Below are 16,406 nucleotides of genomic sequence, written 5' to 3' on the forward strand. Positions count from 1 at the left end.
CCCTATGCCATGTGGTCGTCGGCCTTGCGGCCGACGTTGATGTGCTGGTACTCGTCGTCCTTGCCGTCGAACCAGACGGACCACTCGGGCGAGACGAGCGTCTTGACGGCGTTGTGCCACTGGGCCTCGTATCCCATGGTTATCTCGTCCATCGGCGCCATCGGGAAGCGGCCGTTGAAGTCATCGGTCGAGACCTTGATGGTCACGCCGTCGGAGTCAAATGCCTCCCACTCGAACGGCACGAGCTGGCAGCCCATGATGGCCCCGATGTAGGCGCCCATGACGCGTGGGTCGTTGTCGCCGATGTCGCGCGGGACGTTCAGCCAGGCTCGCAGGCCCTCACGGGCAAACGGGTCGATGAAGGCGTTCTTGCCAGCAGTCGAGAAGACGACCCTGAAGATGCGCTCGAACTCCTCGTCAGACGCAGCCATGTCGCGGATGGCGATCAGCGGGAAGGAGACCGACCAGACCCAACCCATCTTGGCAACCCAGTTGTACTGCCACTCGAGCGAGTTCTCCTCGCCGAAGGTCTGGGTGTACTGGCCGTTCCTGAGGCCCTGGGCATGCCTGACGCGGCGCTCAGGCGGCGTGTCGTGTACGGGCTGTGTACACTGGTTGCGGTGGTCGAGCCATCCCTGGTGCTCGCCACCAAACTTGTCCAGGCGCTCGGCGACGACGCGGCAATGGGGGTTGCCGCAGCCGCGGGCCTCGCACATGTTGAGTGCCACATCGTTGGTGATCACTCCATGCTGACCTCCGGCCGCGATGTCGAAGTTGGCTGTAAACATGCCAGTCGTCATGTTGCACATCTCTGATCCGACAATGTCCCACGGACAGGAGTCAAGCTCCTTCTCGACGCGGTCGCGCGTGAACTGGATCACACGACCGGCCATGTCCTCGGCCTCGTCCCCATAGTCTCCCCAGATCGCGCCGATCCACGCCTCGCGGTTCACGAGCTCGGGGATGTTCCAGTCGTCGTAGAACTGGTTGAGGTAGTCCTGGAGCTGGTCGGGCGACCCCGAGCACGCCGCGCAGTTCATCATGTTGGCAATCTCGGTGATCTTGGCGGTACGGTCACCCCAATCGTCGTTGAGGATGCGCATCACCTGGAACAGGTTGGCCGAGAACGCGGCAATGGTCCTCAGGCAGTACGAGTACGCCTCCTTCTCGGGGATGATCTTTCCGAAGGCGGTCTCGACACCACGATGTGTGTCGACATGGTCCTTCAAAGCCATGTTCTTCTCCTTTCGCTGGCACAAAACCCACATCACCTACTGGTGCGGCCCGCGCATGTGCCACCCGTGCCGTCCTCATCCATGTTGGGGCGACGGTACGCGTCGCGAATAGGGTCCAAAGTGACGAGAATATCGAGGCATGCCATCGACGCTTTGTAGGGGTTTGCCCCTCATGCGAAGAGAGAGAACCACGCACCGAATTACCTGCTCGTTTGCGTATATACCGTTCGCAGCGAAAACGACGCCGCCTAGAGTGTGTGCTTGAACACCTACAGATTGAGGACTCATGAAGCTCAATGCGGACATCGTCTTTGACAACCTTCCCCGCTCGCTTGCGCCCGAGATCCGCGGCGTGCGCGAGACGGAGATGCGCCTGCGGCGCCCCGAACTCTATGAGACGGGCTCCACGGAGCTGGAGCCTGATCACCTCTACGTGATTCGTGAGGAGCGTCTGCCCCGGCACATCACGGTCGGGCGTGGATGCGTGATCGTCTGCATCGGGACCTCCGCCCGCCTGCGCTGGTTTGGCGAGCGGTGCTGTGTGATCACCGTCGCAGCCACAGCCGACTTCTACGCAGTCTTCAACGCCGTGCAGCGCATCTTCCAGCGCTACGACCTCTGGGAGGAGACCCTCTACAACATCATCAACGAAGATGCGAGCGTACAGGCGATGCTCGAGGCGAGCGAGCAGATCGCAAACCGGTCGATGCTCGTAATCGACGCCAACTTTGACTGCGTGGCAGCCGTGGGAAAAGAGGCGGAGCAGGCACTGGCCAAAGGCGGAGTGGCCGCGTCGGTCGGCTACGTTGCCGGCAGCGAGCGCCTCTCGCTTTCCAGCTTGGACGAGTACCTCGCGACCCATGACCTCTCGATGGACGTACGGGGTGCCTTCCGCATCAACTTCCCCGAGCTCGTCACCCTCAACGTAAACCTCCTCGACGACGAGGGGTACCACGGGTGCCTCACCTGGATCTACCCCGATCAAGCCCCACGCCCCGGCGATGCCCCCACAATCGAGTACCTGGCCGACATGGTCCTCCACGCGCTCAACCATCAGAGCCTTGACCCCGACGCCGACAGGAGCACAATACGAGACAGCCTGCGCTCTCTCTGCGACGACCTGCCACTCGACGCCATCGGCAAGGCGGCCCTCCAGGTGGCTAGCGAGCGGGGCACCTACGTCTGCGTACGTCTACGCCTCGCACACAAGATGCAGCAGTTTCCCGGTCGTTGCCTTCGTGCGCATCGATGACCTTGCCCCCGAGGGGCAGCGCCGCGAGAAGCTGGTCCGCAGGCTGCTGCCCCTGCTCACCTCGATGGAGATGCGCGCCGGCATGTCAGACCACGTCTCGAGCCTCCTCGAGGCGAAGGCCTACTTTCTCCAGGCGTCAATCGCGCTCGAGAACGGCAGCCTCATCGACCCGGCTGCCCCGCCGCTTTACCGATTCCAAGACTACGCGCTCACCGAGATGGTCGTGAACTCGGTTGGCAAGCTACCCCTCGAGATGTTCTATACGAGAGGCCTGCGCGCCCTGCTCGTCCACGACAGCGAGTCCGGAATCTCCTACACTAAGACGCTCGCCTGCTTCCTCGCGCACAACATGAACGTCACTCGTACCGCCCGCGCCCTCTACATCCACCGCTCCACGCTCATCGAGCGACTCGACAGGATTCGCGAGCTTCTTGGCGAGGACCTAGCCAACCCTGACGTGAGACTCAGGCTCGAGCTGATCTTCAAGGCAATGGAGCTGCACGATCAGCTGCAAAAGCGCTTCGAGGAGCATACCGAATCAGTCGGTGCACAGGACATGGTCGAGCAATACCGCAGGTAGAGACAGGCAGCGGGGCGAAGCCGTCCGGCCCCACCCCGCACGCTAGCGTCACTGTCCTCCTGGCGACTACTCTCCCAACGCCTTGAGCTTCTCGTCGATTTCGTCGAGGTGATCAGCGAGATCCTTGGCCTGTGGGAAAGATGCGAGCTTCCTCAGCGTGAGGCCGTAGACCATCTTCATCTGCGGGTCGGTCGTGAAGCCGGGCGAGTACTGGGAGATGATTGCCGCCGCCTCAGGGTTCTTGCAGAGCACCTTGACCTTGCTGTCGACAGAAACTGCCATGTCCTCCTCCTTCTGACGAGCGCCCGCAGCCATGTGGGTCGCAGGTCGCCACCCGCGCAAGGAACCCCGATGTGCGGAGAATCGCTTGCCTTGACGTCTCAGAGCATCGGCTTAGACGGCAGTGCAGGACAGACTACGAAATGCCTGGGATTTCTCGGAACAGCCCCAACAGAACGTAGGCATGTAAAACGTATGGCGGTTCGTACTAGCGTCCATGCAGAGAAATGCCATCTCCAAGATTCATCGCATCAAGAACCCCCGCCGCTCGTGAGAACGTTTCACGAGCGGCGGGGTACCCTTCGTTTCGCCACCAAACAAGGGTAGTGTCGGGAATGTTGGTGTCTGCACCCGCCCGGTGGAACGGCTGAGCGCCTAGAATCCGTCGCCCGTCATACCATCATGCCGCCCCCTCTCCCATGTCGGCGAGCCCCATGGCCGTCTGCACGACCTTGATCGCCCGCTCTCGCGACTCGTCGGCGGCCTCCCGCTCGGCGGGTGCCGGCTCCTCCAGCCTCGTGAGCGACTCCGGCACGATCCAGCGCCTGGACGACCAGCCCTCGTCCTGCCCGGCCATGACGGCGCCGATGAGGCGGACCATGGAATCGGCGCTCGGGAGGACCTGCGCCACCCTCGCCCTGTGCCTTGTCCCGCGGTTCGTGCGCCCCTGGCAGTCGTTCGTCCGGATGCGCCTGCGGTACTCAGCCGGGAAGCCGAGGCAGGCGAGAGCGTCGGCCTCGGCCCCCTCGGGGAGCGAGCCGGCCCCCCGGCATCGCCCCCACGGCGTCGGCCGCCGCGGCGGCGCGGTCCGCGCTGCTGTGGCGCTCTATGATCCCCTCCGGGAAGTAGGTCCCCGCGCGCAGCTTGGGAATCCGCATCGTGGTCGCGCCCACGGCGGTCGCGGGCCCTCTCTCCCTATAGCCGTCGCGGACGTTGGCGCCGTCCTCGCACGGGGCGTCGGCCTGCGCGCCCATGGCTGCGTTCACCATCGTCTCCAGGAGCACGCGCGCCAGCTCGCGCAGGTCGGCGCTCCCGCTCCCGTCCGTCGGGATCTGCTGTAGGGTGTCCGTTGCGGTCGCTGCCCTTCCTCGGATCCGTTTCGTCGCCGATGCAGACTCTAAGTCTAGCAGCGTCTGGCGTCGTGCTGCATGCGCACGGGAACGGCCATAGTGCTCGACGGCCATTACGCAGCCCGAGGAGCCAACACGGTGGCTACCACCGTTACGCAGACCTGCCACATCGCAGCCCTCCAGATCGAACTTTCGACCGTCGTGCGCTACCCGGGTGGAGCCCACAACCACACCCCACAGGGCGAGAGCAGCCCCTTCCCGGGAGAAACGCTCCTTCCGAGCTCTTTGCCCGAGCGCATCCCCGACATTGACGCTGTCCGCGGATGCTTCGAGGCCTTCGTGGACCTCATCGGGCTTCCCCGCTCACATTCTTGCTGATAGACGGTTCGGCACGCACTACTACGGCGTGCCAAGAAGTTCTCGCCCAGTGGGAGAGCTGGGCAAATATGCCATGATTTCCTCAACGGAGACGGGCGCATAGCCGTTGGCGTCAACTCCTACGTCGAAGCGCCGGATTCCCAGGTCACGACAGCGCTGGTTGTAGCCTTCCATACCCATGCCGCCATCAGAGCCCCCAAGAGGACTTCCCTCCATTGCCTCGACCACGCACGGAAGGCCAGACGCCACGGCGTGCTCGCCCTCTGCGGGAAGCGAGTGGATGTGTCCGTGCAACATGTAGGCTCCGTACACCGCGCGGTTCCAGTCGAGCATGGGATAGTGCGAAACGCACAGCTTGTATCCCTGTTTGGAAACCTTGCCGAGTTCGGCGTAGTACTCCACGCCCTCGAAGAGCTTCTCCTCGCGCACAAGCGTCTCGAGCACGCTTCGCTTGTCATGGTTTCCAACAATCAGGTGAACGTGTCTGCACCTGATAGACTCTCGCATGGCTCGAACGGAGGCCCGGTTGGGCTTGCAGAGGTCCCCCACGAGCCAGAGGTCATCATCCGGGTGAACTCGAAGATTGATGTTCGAGAGGATTGCCTCGTCATGCGTAGCGACGTCAGGAAACCTGCGCCACTTGGCCATTCCCTCGCTGCCCAGATGCAGGTCTGATGTGAAGAAGACGGTCACAATTGCTACATCTTCCTCCATGTGGGGGGCAGTCTCGACATGGACTGGTTGCATCCGGGTACGACAGCCACTCCCAACAACCACACAGTCGCAAAGGACATCACTATTATGCCCTCCACGACTGCAGGGAAGTTGTATTGTTGTCGTAGGTCCCCTGAGTAAGCGCCGGTGACATTCGCGGACAAGTTCCTCGTCGACAGGCCGACAATCCGCATATGCATCAAGCAGCAGTTCGAGGCATTTCTTGAGATTCTGAATCTCGAAAAGTGTCCGAGGGTCACCCGTAAAGTTCACAACTCGCCCATCCTCAGAGATGTCCCGGGTGTCGTGACAGGTAACGGCCGGGTTCTCAATGTTTCCCGAGTTGTAGGCAAACCTCACGCAGTAATCATCCAGGATCAAGGCCGAATCAGTTCTCATCGAAAGATGACGGGCTCTCCACTCCTCAACAATCTGCAGATAGGTGCCTCCGAGCATCAATCCTTAAGGTAACCGGAGAGTCGTGGCACGCAAGCGTCCAGCCCCTGACGAGCAAGTTGTTGTTCGACAGCCTGGACAGTATGCTCGACAGCGGCCTTACCGTTCCCAGCAACATATGCCAGCACAAATAGCACAGTCCAACAGTTGCGCGGCATCCGTCTGCGTGAGGCTTCGTTCCTTGCGCGCGGCTCGCACGGCCAAGACAAACCCGTAAGCTGACGCGATCTTTGTGGCTGATGGCATATCCCCGGCCATAGTGCCGTTCGCTCATGTCCGTGGTCTTTTAGGATTGTACACTCACCTTCTTACGCACATGGGCTCGTGGCAACATGCAAACGGGCCCCGCGGCCTAAGCCGCAGGGCCCACCAAGCCAGATTGCCGAGATACGGAGTGCTACCCCTTTGGCCTCGCAACCGCCTCCTGGTCGGACCAAGCAAAACCTTGATGTTGTGGTACGACTTGACGGCCGCCTGCTCCTTGGCTGTGGGGAACTCCTCCAGCGGGAACTGGTTCGTGACGATTTCTTTGATAGGCGTCTGTACGTTGGTGATGTTATCTATTGCCTCATGAATGACGAGAAATGGCTGAGCACTTCCCATAGCCCCGGCAATCCCTGTCGGCCCTGCGCTGCATGATATGGATGCAGGGATGATGCGGCCGGAAAGGCGGGGGAAGACATGGCTGAGGGGCATGCAGGCGGCCTGGGCATGAGGGGGGGCACGGGACGGCAGCCCATGCCCGCAGCCGTCGACAGGGCGCCTGCAGGGAAGGGCCCGTGCGCCATCCGGTGCGCAGGGGGCTGCCCGGGCGACCCCTTGGGGGCAACTCGGCCACGACCACCTCTGCCACATGTCGGAGATGGGGGCAGACGCACGGACCGGGACATCTGCTGGCCCCCATTCCATGGGCTCGTCCAGAGGGAATGCGACGGCGCAGGCGATAGCGCCCCGCCCCCCACGGCCCACAGGGCTATATCGAACTCCAAGGCATATGCCCGGGACACGTTCCGCGGGCTTCCCAGGCCGCACATGCAGTCGTATGCCGGCTCCTCCAGCTGGGGGTACGGCCACAGGGACTCTGCCGATGTATGCACGGGGCCCCTCCATGGGATGTGCCTCATGCACGTGCCGCCCGCGGGCATCGCGGCCACTGCGGCCGCGCAGCCGAAGTTGCCTGAGCAGCTAACAGTCCAGGGAGCCTGACTATGCCGCAAGTTCCCAGCCATTTTTATGATTACTGGACATGATGATCAATTCAGCATCAAGGGAGTGACGATGGGCTCGCTAGAAGCATTGCATCTCATGGTGGAGACGTCCGGCAAGAGTCGACGACTTGTCGGTACGCAAATGGGGCGGCACCCCATGTACTTGGCATTGCCTTTGCACAGTGGGTCTTGCCCGCAGACAGGCACGTATGTCTCGATTGCTAGAGCACACGGGTGCAAGGTAGTCGTTCGCCTTCCCAACCAAAACGTCAAGATTGACGGATGGGATGTCCACGGGAACGAGAAGATGCGTCTTTCGTGATACGCCGCACAATCGCTACCACAGGAGACACGAGGAGCGCCAAGATTGCCACTGTGGTCGCAATCTCCTGGAAGTCATCTTTTCTTCTCAGGCGCTTGAGCTCACGACCAATTTCGTCGCCCTCGTGGTCACTGGCGTAGCGCCAGGGAATGTGGCGTAGGTGGTAGTACCAGCTTCCCTTCCCAATTACCCCTGCCATCCACGTGCCCCATTTGCCCAGCCGGGCTATGAGCGCGAGAACGTAGCGCGTGAGGCCGTATGCAGGCCCAAATATCTTTCCCATGCGGATGGCGCCACGCCTGTCGTAGAACGAGCACGCCGCATGGAAGAACTCCATCTCCAAGTCCCATGGAGACATGTTCTTTGGCTGGTAAGTGGCGTTCATCATGTCGAACGGCTCCCAGTCGCGCTCGTCGCGCACGAGCATGCGCCCCTCCCTCTCGTATCCCTCGTAGACGGGCGTCCCCGGAAAGGGCGTGAGGATGGCCGGTTGGAGCTTCGAGGCATCGATGCCCTTAGCAAACTGCACGGTGCGCATGATGTCCTCGTGCGTGTCGGTGTCCGCCCCCACCACGATGCTCGCAATGAGCTGGATGCCGTGGTCGCGGCATGCCTTGCCCGCACGGCGGATGTCCTCGATGGATTGGTGCTTGTTCACGGCATCGAGCGTCCTCTGGTTGAGCGACTCGATCCCTATGAGCACCCAGTCGAGGTGCGCCTTGGCGAGAAGGTCGAGCATCTCGGGATCGTTTGCCATGTCAGTCCGCCCAAAGAAGAAGGACTCTTTGAACTGCAGGTTCTCGGCGGCGATGCGGCGACAGATCTCCTTGGCGCGCTCCTTGTCGGCCGTGAAGTTGTCGTCTTCGAAGTTCATATACTCGAAGCCCAGCTCATGGTAGTGCTTGATTTCGGCAATCACCGAGTCAACCGAGCGCTGCCGGTATGGCGCGAACATGCGGCTCGTAGTGCAGAAGCTGCAGCGGTAGGGACAGCCACGTGAGGTCATGATATCTGCCGCTTTGACGGGGGTCTTGAGCACCGAGTAGTCAGGCCAAGGAATGGAGTCCAGGTCGTACACGGGCTTGCAGCGCACAATCTTATCAGTAATGCGGCCCTCAAGCACATCCAGGAAGGCGCCCTCTCCCTCGCCCACCAGCACCTGGTCCGCATGGGCGGCGGTCTCTTCCGGTATGGCTGTGGCGTGTATGCCGCCAATGATCACACGTGCATGCCCCTGCTTGTGGAAGAGGTCAGCCAGGTCATAGGCGTGCGGCGCACTGGAAGTCATGGTATAGAGGCAAAGAACGTCGGTTTTCTCGAGAAGGCGGTCCATGTCGAACGTGCCGTTGAGCTCCTCGTATGCCTCCACGTAATGGCCAGCACGCCGAGCAATGCCCGCCAGGATGAGCGGTCCCGTGATGGAGTCTGGCGTCCCGTAGACGCGGGCACCCCATTGGTAGGGCTTGAGCCTGCGCAGCCATGAGGCGGGCGTGATAAACGTAACAAACATGATGCCTCCTTGACACGAAGCCATGAGAGAAGATTCCCGAGAAGCGCTGGCTCAACAGGAGCACCAAGCGAGCGGCATAGCACAAGTTGCGAGCGGCAATAAACTACCGGTGGGCGGTGTCATCTATGCCTTCGCCAGTAGGTAAACGGTCGTAGGCGATAGTGTTGGAGTTCTCTTCTAGGCGCGTATGTCCGCGACCGTCTGGCGCTCGACCAGCGTGCCCGCAATCCTTATCTGCTGGATGTGGTAGTTGGGGCTTGTGCTGAGAAGCGCCTGCTCAAAAGCGCGGCGCCCACGCGAGAAGAGATCAAAGCGCACGGTCGTAAGCCGGTTGTGAGGAACCGACGCCGTGAGGGAGTCATCCACGCCCACCACGCTCACGTCCTCGGGCACGCGTCTGCCGGCATCCTCGAGCGCCGCAATCACCCCTAGCGCCATCTGGTCGTTCGCAACGTACACCGCAGTCGCGTCCCTGTCGGGCGCAAGCGCAGCGCCTGCCCCATAGCCAGCGTCGGCTGTCCAGTCACCACGCAGCGGCTCGACCACGTTGAGGCCGCGAACTTCAAGGGCATCCCTCCAGCCCCGCTCGCGGAAGTTCGAGTCGACGGAGTACGGGGGACCCGCAACAAACCTGATTTGCTTGTGTCCATGCGAAATCAGGTGGTCCATGACAAGCATCGAGCAACCGTACTGGTCGGAGTCGACTGTGGTGCAGTATGGGTGCTCGTACATGGTGAGGAGCACGGTCCCAAACCCAGGGTTGGGACGAAAGCTATCAAAGTCCTCGGCCTTGATGCTCATGCTCATGATCATGGCGTCAACAGGCAGAACGAGCATGCGCTTTGTCATCTGCTCGAGCGAGATGGGATCATCGCCCCCCATCTCAACCATCGTAATGGCATCACCATGCTCGCGAGCGGCGGTCACGATGCCATCGAGCGTCGAAAGATTACCAAACTGCATGATGTTATAGATGCAAAGGCCAACGGAGCGGTAACGGCCACTTCTCAGCGAACGGCCGGCGAAGTTGGGCCTGAAGCCAAGTTCGTCCATCGCACGCTGCACTGCCCTGCGCGTCGACTCGCTCACATTGGGCTGACCGTTGGCTACGCGCGAGACAGTCTGTTGCGAGACGCCGGCCCTCTCGGCAACGTCGGCCATGGAGACAAAGTGCCTCGATGCGTCGAGACGTGTCACGCCCATGCTGAATCCCCCTGCCACGAAAGCCCTGTCAGCCCCATCTGACAACCGCCTGCCGCGACCATCTTGAATCTCGGCAACTGGCCGTCTTGGGTACGTTAACATAACCCTGCCCACATTGGAGCAGAATGACGTATATTGCAGGCTCAACGGTAATTATTGCACATGGAAGGAAAGCCATGGTCAGCTCGGATGTCCTTTGTTGTCTGCCATCGGGGGAGCAGGTCCACGTCTTCACGATAGCCACCCCGCAAGCGAGGGTTCGTCTCATGGAGTTTGGGGCAGCGCTACTTTCCATTGAGGTTCCGGATGCCCTGGGCAGGCAGGCAGACGTGCTTCTCGGCCTTGCGTCCCTCGCAGACTACCGTGACAACCCCGCATGTCACGGCTCTACCATAGGCCCCATTGCAAACCGCACTGACAAAGCCGAGATAACCCTGGGCCCGGTTGCGTGTCATCTTGCGAGAAACAACGGCCCAGACATGCGGAACAACCTTCACACGAGCCTTACCTCGGGACTTCACAAGCGCCTCTGGCGTGGTGTTGCCACCGAGAAGGAGAACGCCATGAGTCTCACCTGTCCCCTTGCAGACGGGGAGCTGGGCCTTCCGGGCAACCGCACGTTCACGGCAGACGTCTCCCTTGTGGACCTTCCGAACGATACAACGCGGCTTACCGTCTCGTATGCCTGCAAGACGGATGCCCTCACCTTTGTCAACATGACAAACCACAGCTACTTCAACCTTGCCGGCCACAACGCCGGCTCTACCATGGATACGATGCTGCGCCTGGAAGCGGACAGCTTCCTTCCCATCAGGGAGGACTCGGTTTCCACTGGCGAGATACGCCCCGTTGACGGCACTCCCTTTGACTTCCGCAAGCCAAAGGCGATAGGCCGGGACATCGACGCCGATGACGAGCAGCTGCATCGTGCGCATGGCTACGATCACTGCTTCTGCATCACCGGATGGCGGCCGGACGTGCGGGAGCGCCTTGCGCTCTCTGCGTTCGAGCCTTCGACAGGCCGTTCGCTCGAGATTCGCATAACTACGCCGGGGGCCCACCTCTACACCGGTAACTGGCTCGACGATGCGCACGCAAAGGGCGGAGGCAGCTACGGGCCTCGCAGCGGTTTTGCATTTGAACCGGAGTTCTATCCGGATTGCGCACACCACCCCTCGTGGCCTCAGCCAGTCTGCACACCCGAGCAGCCATATTCGCAAAGGATCGTCTATCAGTTTGGCGTCGTTCCACGCTAAGTGCACAGGCATGGTTAGCAAGGTGAGGGGGCCAGAACCTCTCATTGCGTTGTTTTTTGCCCCGGCACGCCGGGGAGAGAGGAGAACGAGATGGACGGGAGCCAGGTCACCATGAGGGAGAGCGAGGAGGGGCTGCATGGACTTTTCGCGCGGGAGCTGGGAGAGCCGCGGGGAAGAGGGCGCCTGCTTAGGGTGCACGCGCCAGGCCGCTCGGAGATAGCGGGCAATCACACAGACCACGAGGGTGGACACGTCATTGCCGGCGCGCTCGACGTTGCCGTGGACGCGCTTGCCAGGCCTAACGGTACAAGCGCCGTACGCCTGGCAAGCAAGGGATATCCAACGGTCGAAGTGGCCCTGGATAACCTCGAGGTTCGCGAGGACGAGAAGAACACCACGTCAGCGCTCGTAAGGGGCATGGCGTTCAGGATGACACAGGACGGCCGCAAGCCCGAGGGCTTCGACATGGCCATGACGAGCACCATCCCCATAGGCGGCGGTCTTTCCTCCTCGGCCGCCGTCGAGGCAGCACTTGGCCGCGCGATGGAGGCCCTCTGGGAAGGTCGCAGCTATGACGCGCTTGAGATGGCACGCATGTGCCAGTTCTCCGAGAACGTCTACTTTGGCAAGCCGTGCGGCCTCATGGACCAGGCATCGGTGTGTCTGGGCGGACTTGCCTTTATCGACTTCGCGATTCCCGAGGATCCGCGTGCCAGGCGACTCGAGCTCGACTTCGAGGACTTGGGCTACGCCCTCTGCCTTGTGGACGTGGGCTCCGGCCATGCAGACCTCACCGACGCGTACGCCGCCATGCCACAGGAGATGCAGGCGGTGGCGGCTGCATTTGGCAAGCATCGCCTCTGCGAGGTTGATGGGGATGACTTTGATGCGCACGTTCCCGAGCTACGCCGCGACCTCGGTGACAGGGCCGTGCTGCGTGCCATCCACTACTGGCGTGAGAACAAGCTCGTCGACAAGCGCTGGGAAGCGCTCAACGAGCCCGATATCGACGCGTTTCTCGCCTACACGCGCACGTCTGGCGCAAGCTCGGCGATGTTTCTCCAGAACGTCTCGTGCGGCATAGAGAGACAGCCCGCCATGGTTGCCCTCGGTCTCGCCGAGCGCGTCCTCGACGGGCGTGGGGCCACGAGGATCCACGGCGGGGGCTTTGGAGGAACCATCCAGTGCTTCGTACCGCTCGACCTGGTCGAGGAGTTCAAGGACCGCATGGACGCTTGGCTCGGCGCTGGTTCCTGCAGGCACTACCGGATCTCCGACAGGGGGGCGCTCGCGCAATGGGAGTAGGAGGCGTGTCTACGTGCGAGAAGGTCGTGGGCCTTCTTAGCGCGGCCACAGGGATTGTCGACTACGCAGCCACGCGCGGGCTCATTGGCTGGGGCGATCGCGTGTGGGCGTACAACACAGTCATCGAGGCCGTGGGTGCCACGGGTCCTGGGCCAAGCGATGCATGGGTTCTGGCCAAAGGGCCAGACTCCCCTGCTGTCTCGTCGGGGGCAACGGCCGAGACGCCCGACGAGCTTCTCGCCACGCTTGCCGAGGCTGCCGTGGCCAACGGTTGCACGGCAGACACCGCAAGTGGCAGGGACCGCATTGCCATGCGCGTGATGGGGCTGCTCATGCCCAAGCCGTCCGAGATCGAAGCCACCTTCAAGGGACTTCTCGCAGAGGGCGGGCCAAAGGCCGCAACCGACTGGTTCTATCGCAGCTGCTGCGAAGCTGGATACGTGCGTCGCACGGCCGTTGCCAAGAACGTCTGCTGGGACACGCAGACGGACTGGGGCTCTCTCGAGATCACCATCAACCTCTCCAAGCCCGAGAAGGACCCGCGCGAGATTGCGGCAGCGGGCAAGGCGTCTGCGGACGAGAGATACCCCGCCTGCCAGCTCTGCATCGAGAACGAGGGCTACCCCGGACGCGGGGCGGCGGACCCCATGGGAGCACATCCCGCCCGGCAGAACCTGCGAATCGTCCCCATACGGCTGGGCGGCGAGCGGTGGGGGCTCCAATACAGCCCCTACGCATACTTCAACGAGCACTGCATCGCCATGAGCTCGGTTCATCGCCCCATGCACGTCGATCGCGCTTCTCTCACCTGTCTGCTCGACTTTGTCGACCTGCTGCCAGACTACTTCATTGGGTCCAACGCCGACCTGCCCGTTGTTGGGGGGTCCATCCTCTCCCACGACCACTTCCAGGGTGGCGCGCACGTCTTCCCCATGATGCTTGCCAAGACGGCAGCGCAGTTCTCGCTGCCGGGCTTCCCGGACGTCTCCGGCGTGGTGCTTCGCTGGCCCCTCTCGGTCCTGCGTCTAACGTGCGAGGGCCGTGACGAGCTGCTTGACGCGTGCGACCACGTGGTACAGGCATGGCGCTCATGGAGCGACGAGTCTGTGGGCGTAATTGCGCATGATGCTGACGGCACACCACACAACACGGTAACGCCCATCGTGCGCCGTGTAGGCAGCGATGGCAGCGCTGGCGGCAACACCTACGAGGCCTATCTTGCCCTGCGCTGCAACGTCACGAGCGCAAACCACCCGCTCGGCGTCTTCCACCCACATGAGGAGTGGCACCACATCAAGCGCGAGAACATAGGGCTTATCGAGGTCATGGGTCTGGCCATCCTGCCACCACGCCTTGTAGACGAGCTCGGTCGCGTGGAAGGGCTCCTGCTTTCTGGCGCGAGCGAGGAGCAGATGGCCGCCGATCCCCTCGCCTCCTCTCACGCCACCTGGGCGGCCCAGTTGGCCGGCGAGAACCCCAACCTTAACGTTGGCAACGTGCGCCAGGTTGTGCGCGATGGTGTTGGGCTGGTCTTCTCGCACGTCCTTGAGGACGCCGGCGTCTTCAAATGGGACGATGCCGGTCGCGCAGCTCAGATGCGCTTTATTGCCTCGCTGTAGGCGCTGGCGGGCTACGCCGCTTAGCCACCTCGGCTGCATGCCGAGGTGGCTTTTTGGTGAGGTGGATACGAGTGTGGCCGGCTGAACACAGGCAGAGGGTCGCCACGGTCCGAGAAGTGCTTCTCTGTACAACGATGCCGCAGATTCCAGACGGTTACGGCTGCCGGCCGCCTTTCACACGTGACAACCTTCTCGGAAATTCCGAACGGTTACAGCCGGCTAACCGGCGAGATCCCACGACACGCAAGCGGCAAGGCACCGACCACAAAAGCCCGCCCCGGGCACACGCACGCCCAAGGCGGGCCTTCGGGATGCGCCACCCAGAGAGGGGGTTCCAGGTGGCGCAGGAGGGGGGCTTACTTCTTCTGGACGTACTTCAGGCAGTCGAGCGTAACGGCGGTAAGGATGATCACGCCAGAGAACACGAACTGCAGGTTGGTGTCGATGCCCAGGATGGTCAGGGAGTAGGTGAGGGCGGTGAAGATGAGAACGCCGACCGTGACGCCAGATATCTTGCCGATGCCGCCGGTGAACGAGACGCCACCGACAACGCAGGCCGCAATGGCATCCATGTCCCAGCCCTGTCCATACGCCGCAGAGCCAGAGCCTACCATGCGCATGCACTCGAGCCAGTCGCCAAAGCCATAGAGAATGCCAGCCATCACAAAGGCAAGAAGCGTCACCTTGAAGACGGAAATGCCGGAGACAGCCGCAGCCTCGGGGTTGCCACCAACTGCGTAGAGGTTCTTGCCAAACGCAGTCTTGTTCCAGATGAACCACACGATGGCGATGGCAGCCACAGCCCACAGGATGATCGTGGGAAAGCCGTTGACCCTCGGAATGACCATGTTGGGGATGGCAGGCTCGATAGAGCCAAACGAGACGCCCTTCGTGGCATACGTTACCAGGCCAAAGATGATGAGCATGTTTGCCATGGTCGAGATAAACGGGTGCATCTTGAACCGAGCGGTAAAGAAACCTGCAATCGAGGTGAATAGTGTGCAGAGCGCCACACACACCACAAGGGCAAGGATGATGCGCGCCACCAGGGGCAGGCCGGTGAAATCGAAGGCATGCCCAAAGACGGTACCGGTGTTGATGCCCTGATGCATAATGATCGTGGCTGCCGTCATGCCCATGCCCATCATGCGGCCAATGGAGAGGTCGGTGCCCGTGAGCAGGATGAGTCCGGCGACGCCAAGCGCAAGGAACATGCGCGGGGACGCCTGCTGGAGGATGTTAAGCACGTTCTGGTAGGTGAGTAGCTGCGTGCCCTTCACGACGGGCGTAATGGCGCACAGGAAGATGAACACCAGAAGGATGACGATATAAAGGCCGTTCCTGAGAAGGAACTGCCTGCGGTCAAACGTGTACTTGTAGTTCTCCCACTTCTGGGCGTAGCGCTCCGGAAGCGTGAACTTGGACATGCGGAGAAGGTCAATCAGGTGGTACTCGTAGCTAAAGGCCGCATGCTCGCGGTCCTTTATCTGCTGGATCTCCTTCTCGTAGACAACCTTCGCATCGAACTGGCGGTTCTTGTAGACGTAGTTCTCGTCCTTGACCTCTGCGCGGTCCGAGAGCCCAGCCAGGTTGGCGCGGTGCTCTTCCTCGAGGGTCTTGAGGCTTGCCTGGTAGCGCTCCTTGGCAAGCACGCGCTCCCGCGCGCAGCTCTGCCGCACGGGCTCGAGGTACTCCTTTGCGTAGTGCTCCTCGAGGTACGCCTCAGCTTCCGAGACAAGCGCTGCAACCTCTGCCTTGTGGGTTGCCTCGACAGACCTGGCCGTCTCAAGCTGGGCCTTGTACCCAGAGATGGCCTGCTCGCGCTCCTCCTTCGAAAGGATGCGATCGCGTTTGGCCGCGTCGATGTCGCCCTGCAGCTTCACGGCAAGGGCCGTGCCGTCCCGACGTAGGTCATCAATCTTTGCCTGAATTGCCTTGACGTGCTCGTCAATGGGCGCAAGAAGCTCTCGCTCCTCCTTGGCCGTAAGCACCTTGTCCCCTTGAGTTGCCATATGTGCT

General features: G+C 61.8%; 13 protein-coding genes and 1 pseudogene. 6 read left to right on the forward strand and 8 right to left on the reverse strand.

The annotated features are described in order from the left end of the window. Positions 1-2: 2 nt before the first annotated feature. Positions 3-1,235: a hypothetical protein gene (locus E0E00_RS09290; RefSeq protein ID WP_130812247.1), complete on the reverse strand. Its 1,233-nt coding sequence runs from the start codon at positions 1,233-1,235 to the stop codon at positions 3-5. 286 nt (positions 1,236-1,521) lie between these two features. Here E0E00_RS09290 and E0E00_RS14390 point away from each other — a divergent pair, with 286 nt between their 5' ends. After that, positions 1,522-2,487: a hypothetical protein gene (locus E0E00_RS14390; RefSeq protein ID WP_165443638.1), complete on the forward strand. Its 966-nt coding sequence runs from the start codon at positions 1,522-1,524 to the stop codon at positions 2,485-2,487. After that, complete coding sequence (locus E0E00_RS09295; protein ID WP_165443639.1) at positions 2,474-3,067, forward strand: CdaR family transcriptional regulator; 594 nt, start codon at positions 2,474-2,476, stop codon at positions 3,065-3,067. Before E0E00_RS14390 ends, E0E00_RS09295 begins: the two co-directional genes overlap by 14 nt. A gap of 66 nt (positions 3,068-3,133) precedes the next feature. Here the strand turns inward: E0E00_RS09295 and E0E00_RS09300 are convergent, their stop codons facing one another. The 3 genes and pseudogenes from E0E00_RS09300 to E0E00_RS09310 form a co-directional block, all read right to left on the reverse strand. Next, positions 3,134-3,349 (reverse strand): hypothetical protein, encoded by a 216-nt coding sequence (locus tag E0E00_RS09300; RefSeq protein ID WP_130812249.1) that lies wholly within the window; start codon positions 3,347-3,349, stop codon positions 3,134-3,136. Positions 3,350-3,746: 397 nt separating this feature from the next. Further along, positions 3,747-4,040: pseudogene (locus E0E00_RS09305) on the reverse strand (hypothetical protein); the annotation flags it as partial. 7 nt (positions 4,041-4,047) lie between these two features. After that, positions 4,048-4,530: a transposase gene (locus tag E0E00_RS09310; RefSeq protein ID WP_130812251.1), complete on the reverse strand. Its 483-nt coding sequence runs from the start codon at positions 4,528-4,530 to the stop codon at positions 4,048-4,050. Positions 4,531-4,554: 24 nt separating this feature from the next. Between E0E00_RS09310 and E0E00_RS09315 the strand changes: the two genes are divergently transcribed. Next, positions 4,555-4,794 (forward strand): hypothetical protein, encoded by a 240-nt coding sequence (locus tag E0E00_RS09315; RefSeq protein WP_130812252.1) that lies wholly within the window; start codon positions 4,555-4,557, stop codon positions 4,792-4,794. 21 nt (positions 4,795-4,815) lie between these two features. Here E0E00_RS09315 and E0E00_RS14395 read toward each other — a convergent pair whose 3' ends face one another. The 3 genes from E0E00_RS14395 to E0E00_RS09330 form a co-directional block, all read right to left on the reverse strand. After that, complete coding sequence (locus E0E00_RS14395) at positions 4,816-5,508, reverse strand: metallophosphoesterase (protein ID WP_165443640.1); 693 nt, start codon at positions 5,506-5,508, stop codon at positions 4,816-4,818. A 1,933-nt stretch (positions 5,509-7,441) separates the two neighbouring features. Continuing rightward, positions 7,442-9,004: a B12-binding domain-containing radical SAM protein gene (locus tag E0E00_RS09325; protein WP_130812254.1), complete on the reverse strand. Its 1,563-nt coding sequence runs from the start codon at positions 9,002-9,004 to the stop codon at positions 7,442-7,444. 177 nt (positions 9,005-9,181) lie between these two features. Further along, complete coding sequence (locus tag E0E00_RS09330) at positions 9,182-10,207, reverse strand: LacI family DNA-binding transcriptional regulator (RefSeq protein ID WP_242622214.1); 1,026 nt, start codon at positions 10,205-10,207, stop codon at positions 9,182-9,184. Positions 10,208-10,383: 176 nt separating this feature from the next. On the opposite strand from E0E00_RS09330, the gene E0E00_RS09335 reads away from it, so the two are divergent. The 3 genes from E0E00_RS09335 to E0E00_RS09345 all read left to right on the forward strand — a co-directional run bounded on the left by E0E00_RS09335 (position 10,384) and on the right by E0E00_RS09345 (position 14,387). Beyond that, positions 10,384-11,463, forward strand: coding sequence for an aldose epimerase family protein (locus tag E0E00_RS09335; RefSeq protein ID WP_130812255.1), 1,080 nt, complete (start codon positions 10,384-10,386; stop codon positions 11,461-11,463). Between the two features lie 90 nt (positions 11,464-11,553). Continuing rightward, positions 11,554-12,768 carry a galactokinase family protein gene (locus tag E0E00_RS09340; RefSeq protein WP_242622215.1) on the forward strand — a complete coding sequence of 405 codons (1,215 nt, stop codon included), beginning with the start codon at positions 11,554-11,556 and terminating at the stop codon, positions 12,766-12,768. Then, the gene (locus E0E00_RS09345) at positions 12,759-14,387 is read left to right on the forward strand and encodes a UDP-glucose--hexose-1-phosphate uridylyltransferase (protein WP_130812256.1); all 1,629 of its coding nucleotides are present in this window, start codon (positions 12,759-12,761) and stop codon (positions 14,385-14,387) included. Before E0E00_RS09340 ends, E0E00_RS09345 begins: the two co-directional genes overlap by 10 nt. Positions 14,388-14,743: 356 nt before the next feature. Here E0E00_RS09345 and E0E00_RS09350 read toward each other — a convergent pair whose 3' ends face one another. Further along, positions 14,744-16,399 (reverse strand): galactoside ABC transporter permease, encoded by a 1,656-nt coding sequence (locus E0E00_RS09350; protein ID WP_130812257.1) that lies wholly within the window; start codon positions 16,397-16,399, stop codon positions 14,744-14,746. Positions 16,400-16,406: the final 7 nt, after the last annotated feature.

Source organism: Olsenella sp. Marseille-P4559, from assembly GCF_900605015.1.
Lineage (GTDB): Bacteria > Actinomycetota > Coriobacteriia > Coriobacteriales > Atopobiaceae > Tractidigestivibacter.

Bases quoted from the DNA above. Each gene is read 5' to 3' on its own strand.
- E0E00_RS09290 (WP_130812247.1), bottom strand. From the start codon at position 1,235: ATGGCTTTGAAGGACCATGTCGACACACATCGTGGTGTCGAGACCGCC.
- E0E00_RS14390 (WP_165443638.1), top strand. From the start codon at position 1,522: ATGAAGCTCAATGCGGACATCGTCTTTGACAACCTTCCCCGCTCGCTT.
- E0E00_RS09300 (WP_130812249.1), bottom strand. From the start codon at position 3,349: ATGGCAGTTTCTGTCGACAGCAAGGTCAAGGTGCTCTGCAAGAACCCT.
- E0E00_RS09310 (WP_130812251.1), bottom strand. From the start codon at position 4,530: ATGGCCGTCGAGCACTATGGCCGTTCCCGTGCGCATGCAGCACGACGC.
- E0E00_RS14395 (WP_165443640.1), bottom strand. From the start codon at position 5,508: ATGGAGGAAGATGTAGCAATTGTGACCGTCTTCTTCACATCAGACCTG.
- E0E00_RS09325 (WP_130812254.1), bottom strand. From the start codon at position 9,004: ATGTTTGTTACGTTTATCACGCCCGCCTCATGGCTGCGCAGGCTCAAG.
- E0E00_RS09330 (WP_242622214.1), bottom strand. From the start codon at position 10,207: ATGGGCGTGACACGTCTCGACGCATCGAGGCACTTTGTCTCCATGGCC.
- E0E00_RS09335 (WP_130812255.1), top strand. From the start codon at position 10,384: ATGGTCAGCTCGGATGTCCTTTGTTGTCTGCCATCGGGGGAGCAGGTC.
- E0E00_RS09340 (WP_242622215.1), top strand. From the start codon at position 11,554: ATGGACGGGAGCCAGGTCACCATGAGGGAGAGCGAGGAGGGGCTGCAT.
- E0E00_RS09345 (WP_130812256.1), top strand. From the start codon at position 12,759: ATGGGAGTAGGAGGCGTGTCTACGTGCGAGAAGGTCGTGGGCCTTCTT.
- E0E00_RS09350 (WP_130812257.1), bottom strand. From the start codon at position 16,399: ATGGCAACTCAAGGGGACAAGGTGCTTACGGCCAAGGAGGAGCGAGAG.